Genomic DNA, 18044 nt, shown 5'->3' on the forward strand with positions numbered 1-18044 from the left:
AACAGTGACTTCTACAAAGTGCGTGTTTCCGGGCTGGTGTGCCTGCTGGAGGGGATGCTGATGGCCTTCAAAGCGCGCGAACTGCCTGACAGTGATGCGCGGGTGAAGACCGAACTCCTGGCGGCCGCGATGACCACGGCTGCGGCGGGCTTTGAAGTTGGAGCCAGTTATGTGGACCAGGTGGTCGCGCGGTACGGCGCGAACAGTGTGACCGGACGAGGAGCAGCGGCCGCTCTAGGGCGTTTGAAACTATGGGGCGCCAGTTTAGCTGGCACCGGGGGGTTGGTACTCGCGTGGTGGGATTTCACTGACTCGATTGAGCATTACAAAAGCAGCCAGAGTGGCGCTACCAAGCAAGTTCAAAAAAACTCCAGACTCTTGGCGGCTACTTATTTTGTAAGAGGGGTCGCTACAGTGACTCTCTCACTTGCTGAGTTAGGAACGGCCGTTGCGACTGCAAAACCTTTTTTCGACTACCTTTCTCAAAATGCCAAGACCAAGCTCGTCAGGATGCTATCCACCTCATTGGGAGCACTTGCAAAAAAGCTCGGAACGCAGGCTGCTCGGTTATTACTTACCCGCCTCGTTCTTGGGGCGTTCTGGATTGGCTTGGTCCTCACATTGATTATTTACATATTTGAAGACGACGCTTTGGAAAAGTGGTGCAAACGCAGCAGCTTTCGCTTTGCAAAAAACTCAAGACCGTTTGAAGAACAAGAAGAGCTGAAGACCCTGCACTCCGCATTCAGCGAGGTATTGTGATGTATCTGATCGAATGGGTTTTTTGGAAAATGGCTACTGAATCCGAAGCCGCGAGAAAATCATATGAAGCAGAACTGACACCGAGCGAAAAGCGTAAAGATTTGTATGAGGGTGACCTGAGTGAAGAAATCCACTTCCAATCCGTTAGTAAACAACCCTATGCAAGAGGACCTATTTTCGCATTCAGCGAAACTGTTTTAGAAATGCGCTGCGGAGGCTCAGAAGAGAAGCGTGGGCTTATTACGCTCGCAACGCTCGGCGCTGTCGCCCCGGCCATTGCTGTGGGACTAATGATCAGCACTGGATTTTTATGGATGGACATCACCGATCCTGAGGGGCGCTCCGTAATCACTATTCTTTCAACAATTATAATGCTCTCAGTCAGCTCGGCCTTAGTGTATCTTTATTCAAAGTATGGAATCCACTTAACCCGACTAGAAATGCTGACTAGCCGTCACTTGCTCATTCGATTCAATCGAGTAACCCAACAAGTTCACCTACATCGACCGAAATACTGCGGCGGCATCGTCACTTTCCCGTGGAAAACAACCGGAAGCACAGCCATCGACCCAGAAGATGACTCACTCAGCGTGGGCACGCGGCTCGGCCTGGTCTGGCACCCCAGCCGCACCGGCCTGCCTCACATGGAAATGGCCCTGCTGGGCAAACAAGGCCAAGGCGGCAGCGAACTGCGTGATGAGTGGGAATTCATCCGCCGTTACATGGAAGAAGGCCCACACGCCGTCCCCCGCCCCCGCCTGAGCACCCAGCTACCCTCACCCATCCAGGCATTCAGCGCCCAGTTCGAAGGCCTTGGGCGTTTCTTCCGCAAAAGCAGCTGGCTGTTCAAAGTTGCGCTGCTGTTTGTCTGGCCCGCTTTCGTCATCATCGGCACCGGCCACTGGCTCAGCCTGCTGCTGTGCTGGCGACCGCGCTGGCCGAAGGTCATCCGCGAGGCCGGCCTGCCCGGCAAGCCAGTCCCACCCGTGACAACCCTGAGCGACTACCCACCCGCAATCCAGGCACGCCTGCTCGCCAACGCCGACCGCTGGCAGCTCAAGCCCGGCAAGCGGCCGGCGAAAAAACCACGCAAGCGCTCTACTCCTCAACAGGCCAACGAAAGTGACTGATCCAACTGCACCCGGCGCACTTCATCGGCAGCCAGGTGCAGCACGATGCAAAGCCATCATCCCATGACCGCTTCCCGTAGTCCGCCCATGTAGTGCTCCAGGCGACTGCGCAGCCAACGCTCGGCCGGGTCGCTGTCGGTGGTGCTCAACCAGACCATGGCCAGCTCCAGTGCAGCAGTCTCGAACGGCAGCGTCTCGGCCTGCAGGTTGCCCCAGCGTTCCATACCCTGTGCGGCATAGTCCGGGCAACAGGCCAGCAGGTCGGTACCGGCCAGAATCGCCGGCAGCGAACTGAACTGCGGCACCGACAACACCACCTTGCGTTCACGGCCGATGTCTTTCAACCAGTCATCGACCACACCCTGGGTGTTGGCGGTTGGCGAAACCTGGACATGCGGACGTTGGCAAAACTCATCCAGTGAAAGCGGCGTGCTGGACTTGTCGGCCCGCACTACCCTGGCTTGCAGTGTACGTAGCACCTTGCGTTTGGCATTGGCGGGCAGGCCCTTGGTCTGGCTGATACCCACCGTCACGTCGCCCGCCGCCAGCAGGTCCGGAATGCGCCAGTAGTCCACATGCTGCACGACCACCACCACGTTTGGCGCCTCCACCCGCAGCGCCCGCAACAGCGGCGGCAGCAGGCCCGACTCGACATCATCGGACAAGCCGATGCGGAAGGTCATCTTGCTGGTCAGCGGGTCGAAATCATGGGTCATGCTGAGGGCGGCAGACATCGCATCCAAGGCTGGCGTGAGGTACTTGATCACCTCTTCGGCCCTGGCCGAGGGCTCCATGCGGTTGCCCACTCGAACCAGCAATGGGTCGTTGAACATCGCACGCAACCTGGCCAGCGCGGCGCTGACCGTGGGCTGGGCGACGAACAGCTTCTCCGCGGCACGGGTGAGGTTGCGTTCCTGCATCAGCGCTTCGAACACCACCATCAGGTTGATATCGGCTTTGCGCAGTTCGTTGCGGTTCATGGGCGCTCCCGGGCCGTGCTTGTTGTTAGGGTTCAATACCAGCATCGACATGCATCCTAGCCGAGTCGAAACCTGCACTGCACTCTATGCAATCGCCATTGCCCCCTACTGCGCGACCGGGGTAATCTTCCGCTCTCTTCCCTTCCGGCCTCCCCTGCCGTGCACCGCCCAGGCGTTGACTCGCGAAGCGGGCATTCATGATGCCGACACTTGCATGGCCGCCGCTCACTGGCGCGCCCATCCGCCATCAATACACTCAGGATGACACCATGATCATTCGCCAAGGCATCGCTGCAGACTACCCGCAGCTGCTCGACATCTGGCTGCGCGCTGTTCGCGCGACGCACCACTTCCTGCAACCCTCCGACATCGACGCACTGTTGCCACAGCTGCGCGACGTGTACTTCCCGGCCATCGAGCTGTGGGTTGCGGTAGACACCGATAACCAGCCACTGGGCTTTGTCGGCTTCAATGAAAACCATGTGGAAATGCTCTTCGTCGACCCAGCGCGCCACCGCCAGGGCATTGGCCGTGCATTGCTGGATTTCGGCCGCCAGTCACGCAGTGCGATGAGTGTCGATGTCAACGAGCAGAACCCACAGGCAACAGCGTTCTACCAGCACTATGGCTTCGTCCAGACTGGCCGTTCACCACTGGATGGCGAAGGTCGCCCGTTCCCCTTGCTGCACATGAGCCTGCCCACCCGGGCGTGAGCAGGAGGCACTGACCGCGATGGCCCGCAAAGCGAAGCCCCTACCGCCGTCCGACTGGGTCATCCGTAGTGCCCAACCGGGCGGTATCGAGCGTATCGAAGCCTGGTTCGGTAGCCACGGCTACGACCCGCATCGCCACGATACCTATTCGATCGGCCGCACGCTGGCCGGCGTGCAAAGCTTCCACTACAAGGGTTCGCTGCGCCACGGCATACCGGGCAACACGCTGGTGCTGCACCCGGACGAACTGCATGACGGCATGGCCGGCACCGACGCAGGCTTTCGCTACCGCATGGCCTACGTCGACCCGGCACTGATCCAGAACGTGCTGGGTGGTCAGCCTTTGCCCTTCATCACTGGCGGGCTGTCCAGCGACCCACGCCTGTACCACGCCAGCGAAGCGTTCGTACAGGCAGTGGACCACGCGCTGGAACCATTGGAAGAACAGGACGCCCTGTATGACCTGGCGATCGCCTTGCGGGCCGTCGGCGGCAAGCCGCGCGGGCGCAAGCGCCTGGATTACCAGGCAGCCGAACGCGCCCGGGCCTTCATCATGGAACACCTGCATGTGGGCATAACACTGGACATGCTGGAACAGGCCAGTGGCCGCGAACGCTGGAGCCTGTCGCGGGACTTTCGCACGCTGTACGGCACCAGCCCCTATCGCTTTGTCACCCTGCGCCGCCTCGACTGCTTGCGCCGAATGATCCTGGACGGCTTCACCTTGGTCGACGCCGCCCTTGCCGCAGGCTTTCATGACCAGAGCCACATGACCCGGCACTTCACCCGCTGCTATGGCGTACCGCCGTTACGCTGGCTGGAGCGTTTGCGAGCGTCACGCTGAGTTACCGAAGGCGCCCGCGCACCCCGTGAGAACAGGCTTGCAGGATCGTACAAGAACCGGACTCGCCCGGCGCGATAGGCTGACCACTCCACTTTCCGAGGAACTGTCATGCCTGAGTCCCGTCACCCACATCCCTCCCTGCCAGTGAACCTGGTCCACAAGGCAGCGCTTATCGAACAGCAATGGAGCCCCAGGGTCGTTGCCGAGATGAACGATTACCAGTTCAAGGTCGTGCGCATCGAAGGCGAATTCATCTGGCACGCGCACCCGGAGACCGACGAAGCATTCCTGGTACTGGAAGGCACCCTGCGTATCGACCTGCCGGATGGCTGCGTGTATGTGAACCCCGGGGAACTCTATGTGGTGCCCCGCGGCGTCGAGCACCGGACCGCTGCGCAAGGCGAAGCGAAACTGATGATGATCGAACCGCGGGGCATTCTGAATACCGGTCATGAAGGGGGGAATCGCACAGCAGAGAGCGATGTCTGGATTTAACAACACTCACCACTTTCAAGCTGTAGTCGCTGACTTCACAGCAATAATTAACCATAAAAAATCGCCTTACAGCCATTTCTAATCATGGCAATTCGCTCGTAGCCCACACTTCGCAACCCGGCACAAGGTCGCCTCGATATAATTGGATCCAATAACGAGGATGGCCTGCATGCAAGCACTGGAAAGGGACTACGGACACGGCGATGAAGTGGCCAGCCACTGCCACGCCGAAGACCAGCTGATTTACGCCGCGAGCGGCGTGATGCGGGTCAGCAGCGAGGGCGGCAGCTGGGTGATCCCCGGCGGGCATGCCTTGTGGATGCCCGCCGGGGTCAGCCATGCCATCCGCATGAAAGGCGTGGTCTGCATGCGCACCTTGCTGCTCGATGCCCACATCGAACGCTGCCAGGTCATCGTCGTGTCCGGCCTGCTGCGCGAACTGATCCTGGCGGCGTCACGGGTGCTGAACCTGCGCGACGGTGCGCATGCTCGGGCGCTGATCCTGTACGAACTCGCCGCCGCCCGGCGCATCGATGCCTTCGTCCCGACGCCGCAGCACGCACGCCTGCGCGCCTGGTGCGAGCGCTTCCTGCAGGACCCGGCCCAGGACCTGACCCTGGAGCAATGCGGCGCACAACTGAACATGAGTGCCCGCAGTGTGGCCAGGCTGTTCCAGCGCGAGGTGGGCATGTCGTATGGCCAATGGCGCGCCCGTGCCCGGGTGATGCTCAGCCAGCAATGCCTGGCCGATGGCAAGCCGATCCTGAACGTTGCGCTGGAGCACGGCTACCAGAGCGCCAGCGCCTTTACTGCCATGTTCAAGCGCATCCTCGGCCATGCGCCGAGTGATTGGCAAAACGGTACCGCGCGCGAGTACTGAGCCTCAGGTTGTCCCGCTTGCGCGCAGGGTTGTCCCGCTTGCGACAGCGACGCCCATGCAACCCTCGTTAACCTCGCATCACGACCTTTGAGCGACAATCGTGATGCCCTTACTGCACTCATTTCCCGGCCCTGCCCGGCTTGCCACAGCCCTCGGCATGCTTGCTGCACTCGCGGCCTGCGGCCACCAACCCACACCTGCCGAACCCGCTGTAGCGCTGCAGGCAGACCCGCTGGCGAACATGCCGGCCGGCGTCAGCAAACAGCCCCTGCCCGAACGCTGGTGGGCACTGTATCAAGACCCCCAACTCAACCGCTGGGTACAGCAAGCCCTGGCGCACAACCAAGGCCTGGCACAGGCCGAGGCCAACGTGCAGGCCATGCTGGCCGGCATCGGCGAGTTCGACGCCAGGCGCTGGCCGTCTACCGCGATGGGCGTTGCCGCTACCTATGGCAGAAGCGCCGATGACCAGACGCTGGCCGAGGCGACCGACAGCAACGCGCCGTCGCAATGGCAATTCAACCCGGGCATCGAACTGGCCTATCAGGTGGATATCTGGGGCCAGGTACGCGCCGCCATCCAACGTGCCAGGGTGCAAGCCGAAGCCAGCGCTGCGGCGCTAGACCTGGTACGCCTGCAGGTGGTCGCCCAGACCACCCGCGCCTACATCGACCAGTGCACCTACGCGGCGCGCCTGGAGGCAGCGAAGCAGGCCTTGCAAACCCTCGACCACAGCGTGCAACTCAGCCAGCGTCAGCGCCAGGCCGGTGTGGCCACTGCCCTCGACAGCGAGCGCCTGTTGGGCTTGCGGGAACAGGTGCGTGCGCAACTGCCGATGCTCTCAGCCCGGCGGCAGATGGCGCTTTACGAACTGAGCATGCTCAGTGGCCAGGCCTCGGTGGCCGAAGACACGACCTGCGTAGCCATCCCCACGCTGTCGGCGCCGCTGCCGGCTGGCGATGGCTGGCATTTGCTCGAACGCCGGCCAGATGTGCGCCAGGCCGAACGGGAACTGCAGGCGGCCACCCTGGAGACCGACATCGTGCGGGCCGACCTTTACCCAAAGGTCAGCTTCGGCGCTTCGTTGACGTCTTCGGACCATCACCTTGCCAACCTCGGCGACAGCCGCGCGGTGATGTTCGGCATTGGCCCGCTGATCCGCTGGGAGTTTCCCAACCTGAAAGCCAACCGCGCACGGGTGAGCAAGGCCGAGGCATTGCAGCGGGCGCAGGTCGCCCGTTACCGCGGCGTAGCGCTGAGCGCGCTGAAAGACGTGCGCCAGGCACTGGCCCGCTACGACGGCGAGCGACAACGGTTGCAGGCGCTGGACGCAGCCCTGGCGCACAGCCAGCACAGCTTTGCCCTGGCCCAGGGTAACTACCGTGCCGGCACCGTGGACGGGCTGGCCCTGCTCGACAGCGAGCGCGAAATGATCAGCCTGCGGGCCAGGCACACAGAAGCCCGAGGGCGCCTGGCGCAAGCGCAGGTAAACCTGTTCCGCGCGCTGGGCGGGCGGTGGTAGCGAGAGGCAAGACCAGCAGCGAGCACCGCCCACTGTACCCGCGAAGAATACACCGCGGTGGATGGCACGGGCTTCGCCCGTGTTCGCGGGCAAGCCCGCTCCCACACGCGCCAGCTTTTAGAAATTGAGCAAGACAGTGGCTCCCACAACCGACAGCCAGCAGGCCCAATTCGAGATTGGAAACCAACCATGAATGTTGCCGTAGACAAACCCTCACCCGCCGAAACTGAACAGCGGCCGAGCGCAAAAACCCGTCGCCGCCTGGCAGTCATCGCCAGCGGCAGCCTGGCCGCGATCACCCTGCTGGCCTTCACCTGCTACTGGTTAAGCACCGGCCGCTACCTGGAAACCACCGACGATGCCTACGTCCGCGCCGACTGGGTGGCCCTGAGCCCACGCGTGGCGGGCTACGTAGCCAAGGTCGAGGTGGCTGACGACCAGCCGGTAAAAGCCGGCGATGTGCTGGTGCGCCTGCAAAACCGCGACTACCGCGCCCGCCTCGACCAGGCCCGGGCTGGCGTGACCGAGGCACAGGCGGCACTGGCCGCCGCCCAGGCCAGCCAACAGGTAGCGACCGAGCGCATCGACCAGCAACAGCAAGCCATCCTGCAGGCCAAGGCCGTCGTGCGCAGCGCCACCGCCGAACAGCGCCGCAGTGAACTGGATGTCCAACGCTACCGTGGCCTGGTGCGTGACGACGCAGCGACCGTGCAGCGCCTGGAAACCGCCAGCGCCCATGCCAGCCAGGCACAAGCCGCACTGCAAGGTGCCCAGGCCGCGCTGCGCCAGCAACGCTCACAACTGGCCATGGCCAAGGCCCGGTCAGCCCAGGCCGAGGCCGAACTGCAACAACGGGCAGCGGCCCTGGCACGCGCCCAGGCCCACCAACAACTCGCCGAGCAGGACGAACAGGACACCGTGATCCGCGCGCCGATCACCGGCGTGGTCGGCCAACGTCGCGTGCGCACCGGCCAGTACGTGGTGCCGGGCCAGCCGCTGCTGGCTGTGGTGCCCCTGCAACAAGCCTATGTGGTGGCCAACTACAAGGAAACCCAACTGGCCCGCATGCGCCCCGGGCAACCGGTAGAAATACGTGTCGACAGCTTCGCCAGCCAGCCACTGCATGGCCATGTGGCCAGTTTTTCGCCAGCCTCGGGCAATGTCTTCGCCTTGCTGCCGTCGGACAACGCCACCGGCAACTTCACCAAGATCGTCCAGCGTTTCCCGGTGCGCATTTTGCTCGACAAACCGCTGGATGGCCCGCAGGTACTGCCCGGCATGTCAGTGGTCAGTACAGTCGACACACGCCCCGCAGAGGTCGCCGATGCGCACTGAGCAAACGGTCTCGCTGCGCGCCTGGGTAGCGGTGCTTGGCGGCCTGTTCGGCTGCTTCATGGCGGGCATGAACGTGCATGTCACCAGCGCCGCACTGCCAGAAATCCGCGGCTCGCTGGGTGCCAGCTTCGAGGAAGGCTCATGGATCTCCACCGCCTACCTGGTGGCGGAAATCGTGATGATTCCGCTGACGGCCTGGTTGGTGGACGTGTTCTCGCTGCGCCGGGTCATGTGGACCGGCTCGCTCATCTTTCTGATCGCCTCGGTGGCCTGCTCATGGGCGCCCAACCTGGAGGCGATGATCGTAATCCGGGTGATCCAGGGGGCTGCGGGCGCGGTGCTGATTCCCCTGTCGTTCCAGCTGATCATCACCGAACTGCCGGCCAGCAAGATGGCCATGGGCATGGCGCTGTTCAGCCTGGCCAACAGCGTGGCGCAGGCCGCCGGGCCGTCGATTGGCGGCTGGCTGACCGATGCCTATTCGTGGCGCTGGATCTTCTATCTGCAACTCTTCCCCGGCATTGCGCTGCTGTTGGCCATCGCCTGGTCGATCGAAGCCAAGCCGATGAAGCTCGAACTGTTACGCAAAGGTGATTGGCTGGGTATCGCGGCCATGGTGATCGGCCTGGGCGGCTTGCAGATCGTGCTGGAAGAAGGCGGCCGGCTGGACTGGTTCGGCTCGCCGCTCATTGTCGGCATAAGCGTGGTCGCCGCCATTGCGTTGGTGGTGTTCGTGGTGACCCAGCTGTTCGGCCAGCGCGCGTTCATCAACCTGCGCTTGCTGGGGCACTACAACTTCGGCGTTGCCAGCGTGGCTATGTTCATCTTTGGCGCTGCCACGTTCGGCCTGGTGTTCCTGGTGCCCAACTACCTCTCGCAGTTGCAGGGGTTCAGCGCGCACGACGTGGGCGTGGCGCTGATCGCCTATGGCGTGGTGCAGTTGCTGCTGGCGCCGTTGATGCCCCGCCTGATGGGCTGGACCAGTGCCAAGTTCATGGTCGCCAGCGGCTTTTTGATCATGGCGCTGGGCTGCTGGCTGGGGGCTGGCCTGAGCGCCGACAGTGCCGACAACGTGATCATCCCGTCCACGGTGGTGCGTGGTATTGGCCAGCCTTTCATCATGGTTGCGTTATCGGTGCTGGCGGTGGCCGGGCTGGACAAGCGTGAGGCCGGCTCAGCCTCGGCGGTGTTCTCGATGTTGCGCAACCTGGGTGGCGCCATCGGTACGGCCGGGTTGACGCAACTGGTGGCGACCCGTGAACGCTTTCACAGTGAGCGCATTCACGAGCAGGTGACGCTGTTCGAGCCAAGCGTGCAGGCGCGTATCAACCAGACGGTGCAAAGCTGGCTGCCGCCTCAGCAGCAAATGCTGGAAGCGTTGGCGGCGACCATTCGACGAGAGGCTTACCTGATGGCCTACAGTGATGCGTTCTACCTGGCGTGCCTGGCATTGGTCGGGTGTGCCCTGGCAGCGCTGCTGCTGCGGGCCAGGCAGCAGCATTGACCGCTGTGGGCGGCCAGAGCGTTCGGCATTCGGCCGCTGTTACACTGTCAACCGATGAAATTGGCGAGCCCGAGCAAAGGTATGAACCCAACGCGCTACTCCACCGTGGCAAAGGACTTGATGCAAGCGATTGCCAGCGGCCGCTACCCGGTGGGCAGCCTGCTGCCGACCGAGTTCGAGCTATGCGACCTTTACAATGTGAGCCGGCACACGGTGCGTGCCGCTATCGACCAGTTGCTCACTCAAGGGCTGGTGTCGCGGCGCAAGCGCGTGGGCACCCGGGTGGAGGCCAGCAGCCCGCGCGGCGGCTATTCGCAGTCGTTGGCCAGCGTGGCTGAGCTGGCGCACCTGGCAGACACCCAGCAGCGGGAAATCCAGGGCGTGCGCCACTTTGTCGCCGACCTGAGCGAGGCGGCGAGGCTGGGGCTGGTGCCAGGGGAGCATTACTTCTGCGTGTCGAGCATCCGCGTCGACCGGCAGCACGATGGCGCGCCGCTGTGCTGGACCGACGTGTATGCACAGCGCGACTACACCGCGGTCATCGAGCTGGCCCGCGAGCACCCTGACCAGCTGATTGCCGGCTTGATCGAACAGCACTATGGCCGGGCAATCGCAGTGGTCGACCAGCAGGTGCGCGCGGTGTTGTTGACAGCGGAAATGGCCCGGGCGCTGAAGGCCGAGGCGGGCTCGCCGGGACTGAAGATCATCCGCCACTACCGCGAGGAAAATGGTGATTTGATGGCGGTTTCCGAGACCGTGCACCCGGATGACCGCTTTACCTTGGTCACCCAGATGCGCCGCGACCGCTCCCCCGCCTGAACCCGCTCGTACAGGGATGGTGCAACTTTCAGCCAATGAACAGACCGTTGCCCCTAAAGCGCCCCCAGTTGCCTTTCAGCTTCGACCAACTGCCTCGCCCGCGCCGTGCTCACCCGGTGATCGCGTGCCAGCCAGGCGTAGATCGTCGGTAGCACGAACAAGGTGAACAAGGTCCCCACCAGCATCCCGCACACAATCACCACCCCCAACCCGAAACGGCTGTTGGCGCCGGCGCCGCTGGCGAACAGCAGTGGCAGCACGCCAAAAGTCATCGCCGCCGTGGTCATCAGCACTGGCCGCAAGCGTATTTGCGCCGCACGAACAATGGCGGCAGCACGATCGAGGTTTTCGCGCACCTGAATCTCGTTGGCGAACGCCACCATCAGGATACCGTGCTTGCTGATCAGGCCGATCAGCGTCACCAGGCCAATCTGTGTGTAGATGTTCAGCGTGGCCCAGCCCAGCGCCAGCGGCAGCAGCGCACCGCAGATCGACAGCGGCACGGTCACCAGAATGATCAGGGGGTCGACCAGGCTTTCGTACTGCGCCGCCAGCACCAGGTAGATCACCACCAGGGCGGCGAGAAATGCCCACATCAAGGCAAAGCCCTCCTGCACATACTGGCGCGATTCCGATTGCCAGTCGTGGCTGAAGCCCGGTGGCAGCTCGGCGGTGAGCTGTTCCAGAAATGCCACGGCGTTGCCCATCGATACACCCGGGGCCGGGATCGCCTGCAGGGTACTGGCGTTCTGCTGATCGAACTGCAACAGGCGGTTGGGTGCCACTTCGATATCCAGGCGCACCAACGTGGCCAGCGGCACCAGGCTGCCATCCTCGGCGCGCACATACTGGCGGCTCAGCGCCGCAGGCGTCAGGCGTTGGTCCTGGATACTCTGCGGGATCACGTCATAAGAACGCCCGAACAGGGCAAAGCGGTTGAGGTACTGCTCGCCCACCAGCACCCCCAGCGACTCACCAATGGCCTGCATGCTGATGCCCAGGCTCGCCGCCTTGGCCCGGTCCACGCGCACCTTGACCACTGGGTTGTTGTAGTCGAGGTCGCTGTCCACCACGGCGAACAGGCCACTGTCGCGGGCGCGTTGCTTGAGCACTTCCATGGTCTGGAACAGCTCGGGGTAATCCTGGGCGCTGCGCAGCACCATCTGCACCGGCAGGCCACCGCTGGAGCCCGGCAGCGACGCGACCTGGAAGGCGAAGATGCTGCTGCCCTCGATATCCGCAACGGCCTGCTGCAACTGCGCCTGCACCTGTGCGGCGGAACGCTCGCGCGCCTGCCAGGCGCTGAGGTTGATGCCACCGAAACTGGCGGCCGGGCCGTCGGTACCGTTGATGATCCAGGTGTCGGTGGTTTCGGCAATGGACTTCATCACCTGGTCGAGCTTCAGCGCAAAGCGTTCTGCGTATTCGAGGCTGGCATGCTGCGGCGACTTGATGGCGGTCAGCACCGCCGCCTGGTCCTCGGGCGGCGCCAGCTCGCGCTGTGGCAGCAGGTACAGCCAGGGCAGGCTCAGGCACACCAGCAACGCCACGCCGCCACTGATCCAGCGGTGTGCCAGTGTGTAGGCCAGCACCCGTCCATAGACCCCGCTCAGCGTACCAAACAACCGATCGGCGATAGCGGCCATTGCCCCATGCTGCTGACCGGGTTGCAGCAACAGCGAGCTCATCACCGGCGACAAGGTCAGCGCCACAATGCCGGACACGATTACCGCCCCCGCCAGGGTCAAGGCAAACTCACGGAACAGCGTGCCGGTCAGCCCGCCCATCAAGCCAATGGGCGCATACACCGCCGCCAGGGTCAGGGTCATGGCGATCACCGGCCCGGCAATTTCCCGCGCCCCGGCCAATGCTGCCGCGACCGGGGACTTGCCCTCCTCGATATGCCGGTGCACGTTTTCCACCACCACAATGGCATCGTCCACCACCAGGCCGATGGCCAGCACCATCGCCAGCAAGGTCAGCAGGTTGAGGCTGAAACCGAACATCAGCATCAGGCCCGCGGCCCCCAGCATCGACAGCGGAATGGCCACCACCGCGATCAGCACGCTGCGCAGCGAACCCAGGCACAGCCAGATCACCAACACCACGATCAGCATCGCCTCTACCAAGGTGCGCAGCACTTCATGGATCGACGCATCGATGAAGCGTGCGGTTTCATAGGCCAGCGCCACGTTCACGCCAGGCGGCAAGGTCTGCTGGATCTGTGGCAGCAGTTGGCGAATTCCCTCGACGATCACCAGAGGGTTGCCGCTGGGCGTGGGGAACAGCCCCAGGTGCACGGCAGGTTTGCCGTCCATGGTGGCGCTGGTCTGCGTGACCGCCGCACTCAGCTCGACGGTGCCGACATCGCGCAGGCGCACCAGGTCGGTGCCATCGTTACGGATGATCAGCTCACGGAAGTCTTCGACCCGGGTCAGGTCGGTGTCCACCTGGATATCGGCCAGCACGTACTGCCCACGCACCTGGCCCGGCGTTGCCTGGTAGTTGTTGGCACGTACCGCCTGCGCCACGTCCGCCGCCGTCACCCCGCGCCCAGCCATCTGCTCACTGTCCAGCCACAGGCGCATGGCCAGGCGCTGCCCGCCGAACGACTGCACCTTGGCCACGCCGTCGATACCGGAGAACTGCGGTTCCACCACCCGCGACAGGTAATCGCTCAGTTCCGGTATCGACAGGCTGTCGCTGGCAAACCCCACATAGGCCACGGCAGTGGCGTCACCTGCCGACAGTTCCACCACTGGGTCGTAGGCTTTTTCCGGCAGGCGATAGCGCACCTGGTTGACCTTGGCCATGGTTTCGGCCAGCGCCTGGGTCGAATCGCGGTTGAGCACCATGCGCAAGGTGATCAGGCTGCGCCCCTGCTGCGACGCCGAGGACAGGTAGTCGATGCCTTCGACCGAGGACACTGCCTGGGTGATCGGCTGCGTCACGAAACCCTGCATCAACTCGGCGGAGGCACCGGGGTACTCGGTGCTGATGGTAATGGTCGAGCTTTCCAGCAACGGGTACTGGCGGATCGGCAACTTGCCCATGGCAAACAGCCCCATCAGGATGATCAGGCTGCTGACCACCAGCGCCAGCACCGGGCGGCGCACGAAGACGTCGGTAAACCTCACGACTGCCGCCCTCCCTGGCTGGCCTGCAGGCTGTCCTGCGCCACGGGCTCGACCGGCATGCCATCACTCAGTTTCAGCTGGCCGGAAACCACCACACGGTCACCGGGCGTCAGGCCGGAGGTGATTTCCACCCGCCCCTGCCAGCGCTCACCGGTGGTTACCTGCACCCGGCTCACCCGGGTGCCATGCTGCGGGTCCTGGGTCGCGACAAACACCGTCTGCCCATAGGCGGTGTAGGTGATCGCGGTTTCCGGCACGGCCAGCACGGTCGACGGCTGCGCAGCATCCAGCCGCACGCCGGCATACATACCCGGCTGCAACTGCCCTTGCGGGTTCGGCAAGGCCGCCTGTACCTGCACAAGGCGTGCTGTGCTGACCACCGGATCGACCGCCACCACCCGCGCCTGGAAGTCTTGCCCACGCACCGCGTCCACCGTCAGTGCCAGCACTTGCCCGGCGTGCACTTCGGGGGCGGCCTGCTCGCCCAAGGCAAAGTTCACATGCAACTGGCTGATGTCGGCCAGGCTGACGATGGTCTCGCCAGCGCCCAGGTACTGGCCCTGATGCACACGGCGGATACCGAGCTTGCCGGCAAACGGTGCGCGAATGGCCTTCTGCGCGATCAGCGCCTCGACATGCTGCAGCTCACCACGGGCCACGTCCACGGCCGTGGCGGCGTTGTCCAGCAGCTCTTGCGACACGGCATTCATCGCGCGCAGTTTGCGGCTGCGCTGCAGCACCACGTCAGCGTTACGCAACCTGGCCTGCAACTGAACGCGCAGGGCCTGCTCGGGCGCGTCATTGAGCTGCACCAGCAACTGCCCGGCCGCGACTGTCTGCCCCGACTCGAAGGCGATGCGGGTAATACGCCCTGGCATCTCGGCCGCCACCTGCACCTGGTTGACCGCCTCCAACTCCCCCGAAGCAAAGCGCTGCCGCGCCAGTTGCACCTGCTCGGCCGTGGCCAGCGCCACCTTGGTCGCCGGCCACACCGCCGCAGCGGGCGGCGCCGAGCCGCTTCCCACCAGCGCATAGGCAGCGGCCAGCGCACCGGCAACAGCGCCGGCCCAGGCCAGTAACATCCGTTTGTTCATGCACAGCTCCGATCACAGGGAAAGCGGTTGCAGGAAAGATCGGGCAGGACTATAAGAGCTCAACTTAACTTGAGGTCAACAGGCATGGCAGCGGACAACACACGGATGCTCACAGTGGGTGAAGTGGCCAAGCGCAGCGGCGTGGCGGTGTCTGCGCTGCACTTCTACGAAACCAAGGGGCTGATCGCCAGCGTCCGCACGGCTGGCAACCAGCGCCGCTATCCCTCGCTGGTGCTGCGTACCCTGGCGATCATCAAGGTAGCCCAGCGCACGGGAATTCCGCTTGAGGAAATCAAACAAGCCTTCAGCCGTTATGCCCCCAACAGCAAGCTCACGGCCGCACAATGGAGCGAGATGTCCACGGCCTGGCGCGAAGACCTGAATGCCCGCATTCGCACACTGGAAGCACTGCGCGACAGCCTCGACAACTGCATTGGCTGCGGTTGCCTGTCGCTGGAGGACTGCCCGCTGCGCAACCCCGAGGATGTGCTGGGCAAGGAAGGGACCGGGGCGCGGATCCTCGAAAAGAAGGCACGCTAACCTAGCACGCTCATGTCAGATGCGAATCTATGCCGGCGCGCATGACCTGCAGGTGACAAACAGTCGCTTTGAACCATTGCGACGAATCACCGCCCTAACCCTGTGCTGTTAACCCAAAGCCGCTCACAGGAAGGAACTAAGCCATCATGAAACGCGAACAGATCGAAGGTGTAGCAGAGGACCTGGCTGGCAAGGCGCAAAGCGCCGTAGGTCGCCTGGTCGAAGACCCGGCGCTGGAAGCCGAAGGCGATGCGCGTCAGACCGCAGGCCAGGTGACCAAGACCTACGGCGACACCCTGGACACGGTGTCCTCGTTCGTCAAGGAAAAGCCCTTCGCCGCAATGGCCATCACCGCCGCCGTCACACTGGTGGTCTCTCGCCTGCTGCGCCGCTGAACCACGGCGCCTCAGGCGGTTCAGGGCCGGATATCTTGTCCGGCCTGCGCCATCACCAGATGGCGATATCGTAGGTCAGGTAAAGGCGATTGCTGTCTCGGCCGCGGGCGAAATCTGATCGATACACATAGTTTCGCAGCTTTACGCCCAGCCCTTTCAGCGGCCCGCCCTGCACCACGTAGGCAATCTCGGCGTCACGCTCCCATTCTTTGATGCCCTCGCCACCTGAGCGGCCATTGTCGCCACTCAGGTAGCGCGTCATGAAGGTCAGCCCCGGTACCCCGGCGGCAGCGAAGTTGTAGGCGTAGCTGGCCATCCAGGTCTTCTCTTCCTCTTCGATGAACTTGCCGATGCCGACGTTGCTGAACGAATAAACCGTTGCCCCACTGATATACGGCAGCCCCGCTTCACCATCGAGCACCTGGTAACCTGCGCCGACGGTATGCCCGGAGTGGGCGTACGACAGTTGGCCGCTGAACATGTCGTTGTCGATGCCACCGCCATACGCCGTACCGCTGTCGCGGCTTTTGAAGTAACGCAGGTCGGTGGTCAGCACACCGCCGCCCAGCGGCAGGTCATGCACCAGCCCGGCGAAGTCCTGCCGGTAGAAATGCTCGAGCTCGCCATGGAAATAACTCAGGCGCAGTTGCTTGCTGACGGCATAGTCAGCACCGGCGAAGCTGAAGTCGCCAGACGCTGGGCCGCCATACCCGTCCAGGTACAACCCGGTGCTATCAGATGAGTCGCGCTGTTTGAAGCGATCCAGGTGGCCGGCAGTAAGGGTGAGGTTGTCGATGTCGGTGCTGGTCAGCTGGGTTCCCTGGTAAGTCTGCGGCAGCAGGCGTGCATCGTTGTATACCAGTATCGGCGTCTTGGGCAGCAAGGTGCCATGCTTGACCACGGTACTGCCCAGGCGGGCTTTGGCCGTGATACCGGCGCTGGCGAATTCGTCGGCTGCGCGGCCATCGTCATGCACTGGCAGCAGCCCGGTGCCGCTGCGCCCACGGCCGGAGTCGAGCTTGAAGCCGACCAGGCCCAAGGCGTCGAGACCCAGGCCGAGGGTGCCTTGGGTGAAGCCGGACTGGTAATCGAGCAGAAAGCCTTGAGCCCATTCCACCCGTTCGCTTTTGGCAGTGGCGGCGGCGCGGGCGCTCATACCCTGCTCGTCACGGAAATTCTCGTTGAAATACACGTTGCGCAACTGCAGCTTGAGCTTGCTGTCTTCGATGAAACCGGCGGCACCGGCCACAGGCAGCCAGCCGCACAGCAGGCCACAAGTGGCCCCACGGAAAAGAAATCGGGACATGATGGTTACTCTGTTGTTGTTCTTGGGTGAGTCAGCGGGGCGCCGAGCGGCGCCCTGGGTGCTTCAAACCATGAAGGACAAGGCGCCCGTCAGCAGTGCCAGCGCAGTGATCACCAGAGAGGTGAGCACGGCCCATTTCACGGTGGCTTTCTGGAAATCACCGATATCGCGGTCGACCATGCCCACCAGCAGCAGGGTCGAGGCCACCAGCGGGCTCATCAGGTGAACCGGCTGGCCAAGCACCGAGGCGCGGGCGATTTCCACCGGGTCGATGCCGTACGCGGCCGCGGCATTGGCCAGGATCGGCACAACGCCGAAGTAGTACGCGTCATTGGACAGCACGAAGGTCAGCGGCATGCTGGTCAGCGCCACCACCAGCGGGAACCAGTGGCTCCACGCTTCCGGAATCCAGTCCACCAGCGTCTGGGCCAATGCATCGACCATCTTGGTACCCGAGAAAATACCGGCAAAGATGCCCGCGGCGAACACCAGCAGCACCACGGTCATGGCGTTGCCCGAGTGGGCGAGAATGCGCTCTTTCTGCAGGTCCAGCTGCGGGTAGTTGATCATCAGTGCGGCGACGAAACC

Annotated in this window: 16 protein-coding genes and 1 pseudogene; 12 read left to right on the plus strand and 5 right to left on the minus strand. The window is 63.4% G+C overall.

Translation table 11 applies throughout. The features are described from left to right. A pseudogene (locus tag ACF8FB_RS00900) lies at window positions 1–762 on the plus strand (hypothetical protein); the annotation flags it as partial. Then, on the plus strand, window positions 762–1892 hold the full coding sequence (locus ACF8FB_RS00905; RefSeq protein WP_392510822.1) for a DUF6708 domain-containing protein: 1131 nt from the start codon (window positions 762–764) through the stop codon (window positions 1890–1892). The pseudogene ACF8FB_RS00900 and the gene ACF8FB_RS00905, both read left to right, overlap by 1 nt. Window positions 1893–1948: 56 nt before the next feature. Here ACF8FB_RS00905 and ACF8FB_RS00910 read toward each other — a convergent pair whose 3' ends face one another. Beyond that, window positions 1949–2872 carry a LysR family transcriptional regulator gene (locus ACF8FB_RS00910; RefSeq protein WP_392510824.1) on the minus strand — a complete coding sequence of 308 codons (924 nt, stop codon included), beginning with the start codon at window positions 2870–2872 and terminating at the stop codon, window positions 1949–1951. 269 nt (window positions 2873–3141) lie between these two features. On the opposite strand from ACF8FB_RS00910, the gene ACF8FB_RS00915 reads away from it, so the two are divergent. The 8 genes from ACF8FB_RS00915 (at window position 3142) to ACF8FB_RS00950 (ending at window position 10984) form a co-directional block, all read left to right on the plus strand. Then, a complete protein-coding gene (locus tag ACF8FB_RS00915) occupies window positions 3142–3585 on the plus strand; it encodes an acetyltransferase (protein ID WP_392509944.1) in 444 nt (147 codons plus the stop codon). A gap of 19 nt (window positions 3586–3604) precedes the next feature. After that, window positions 3605–4429, plus strand: a complete 825-nt coding sequence (locus ACF8FB_RS00920; RefSeq protein WP_392510826.1) for an AraC family transcriptional regulator — start codon at window positions 3605–3607, stop codon at window positions 4427–4429. A 108-nt stretch (window positions 4430–4537) separates the two neighbouring features. Continuing rightward, window positions 4538–4924 carry a cupin domain-containing protein gene (locus ACF8FB_RS00925; RefSeq protein ID WP_392510828.1) on the plus strand — a complete coding sequence of 129 codons (387 nt, stop codon included), beginning with the start codon at window positions 4538–4540 and terminating at the stop codon, window positions 4922–4924. Window positions 4925–5093: 169 nt separating this feature from the next. Beyond that, window positions 5094–5804 (plus strand): helix-turn-helix transcriptional regulator, encoded by a 711-nt coding sequence (locus ACF8FB_RS00930; protein WP_010953072.1) that lies wholly within the window; start codon window positions 5094–5096, stop codon window positions 5802–5804. A 103-nt stretch (window positions 5805–5907) separates the two neighbouring features. Next, window positions 5908–7326: an efflux transporter outer membrane subunit gene (locus ACF8FB_RS00935; RefSeq protein WP_392510830.1), complete on the plus strand. Its 1419-nt coding sequence runs from the start codon at window positions 5908–5910 to the stop codon at window positions 7324–7326. A 189-nt stretch (window positions 7327–7515) separates the two neighbouring features. Continuing rightward, complete coding sequence (locus ACF8FB_RS00940) at window positions 7516–8661, plus strand: HlyD family secretion protein (RefSeq protein WP_392510832.1); 1146 nt, start codon at window positions 7516–7518, stop codon at window positions 8659–8661. Next, a complete protein-coding gene (locus ACF8FB_RS00945) occupies window positions 8651–10165 on the plus strand; it encodes a DHA2 family efflux MFS transporter permease subunit (protein ID WP_392510834.1) in 1515 nt (504 codons plus the stop codon). Before ACF8FB_RS00940 ends, ACF8FB_RS00945 begins: the two co-directional genes overlap by 11 nt. 81 nt (window positions 10166–10246) lie before the next feature. Beyond that, complete coding sequence (locus ACF8FB_RS00950; RefSeq protein ID WP_049586672.1) at window positions 10247–10984, plus strand: GntR family transcriptional regulator; 738 nt, start codon at window positions 10247–10249, stop codon at window positions 10982–10984. Window positions 10985–11037: 53 nt separating this feature from the next. On the opposite strand, the gene ACF8FB_RS00955 is transcribed toward ACF8FB_RS00950, so the two are convergent. Both ACF8FB_RS00955 and ACF8FB_RS00960 read right to left on the minus strand, forming a co-directional pair. Continuing rightward, window positions 11038–14121 carry a MexW/MexI family multidrug efflux RND transporter permease subunit gene (locus ACF8FB_RS00955; protein ID WP_392510835.1) on the minus strand — a complete coding sequence of 1028 codons (3084 nt, stop codon included), beginning with the start codon at window positions 14119–14121 and terminating at the stop codon, window positions 11038–11040. Next, window positions 14118–15215 carry an efflux RND transporter periplasmic adaptor subunit gene (locus ACF8FB_RS00960; protein ID WP_392510837.1) on the minus strand — a complete coding sequence of 366 codons (1098 nt, stop codon included), beginning with the start codon at window positions 15213–15215 and terminating at the stop codon, window positions 14118–14120. Before ACF8FB_RS00960 ends, ACF8FB_RS00955 begins: the two co-directional genes overlap by 4 nt. An 84-nt stretch (window positions 15216–15299) precedes the next feature. On the opposite strand from ACF8FB_RS00960, the gene soxR reads away from it, so the two are divergent. Both soxR and ACF8FB_RS00970 read left to right on the plus strand, forming a co-directional pair. Next, window positions 15300–15755, plus strand: a complete 456-nt coding sequence (gene soxR / locus ACF8FB_RS00965) for a redox-sensitive transcriptional activator SoxR (RefSeq protein ID WP_003247276.1) — start codon at window positions 15300–15302, stop codon at window positions 15753–15755. Between the two features lie 146 nt (window positions 15756–15901). Beyond that, entirely contained in the window at window positions 15902–16150 is a 249-nt protein-coding gene (locus ACF8FB_RS00970) for a CsbD family protein (RefSeq protein ID WP_392510839.1), read from the plus strand. Window positions 16151–16202: 52 nt separating this feature from the next. On the opposite strand, the gene ACF8FB_RS00975 is transcribed toward ACF8FB_RS00970, so the two are convergent. Together ACF8FB_RS00975 and ACF8FB_RS00980 are read right to left on the minus strand one after the other, a co-directional pair. Then, window positions 16203–17456 carry an OprD family porin gene (locus tag ACF8FB_RS00975; protein ID WP_392510841.1) on the minus strand — a complete coding sequence of 418 codons (1254 nt, stop codon included), beginning with the start codon at window positions 17454–17456 and terminating at the stop codon, window positions 16203–16205. Between the two features lie 63 nt (window positions 17457–17519). Continuing rightward, window positions 17520–18044: citrate:proton symporter (locus ACF8FB_RS00980; protein WP_392510843.1), on the minus strand; the 525-nt coding region annotated here is incomplete at its 5' end.

Origin of the sequence: Pseudomonas sp. yb_2 (assembly GCF_043103905.1) — a bacterium.
Classification (GTDB): domain Bacteria; phylum Pseudomonadota; class Gammaproteobacteria; order Pseudomonadales; family Pseudomonadaceae; genus Aquipseudomonas; species Aquipseudomonas alloputida.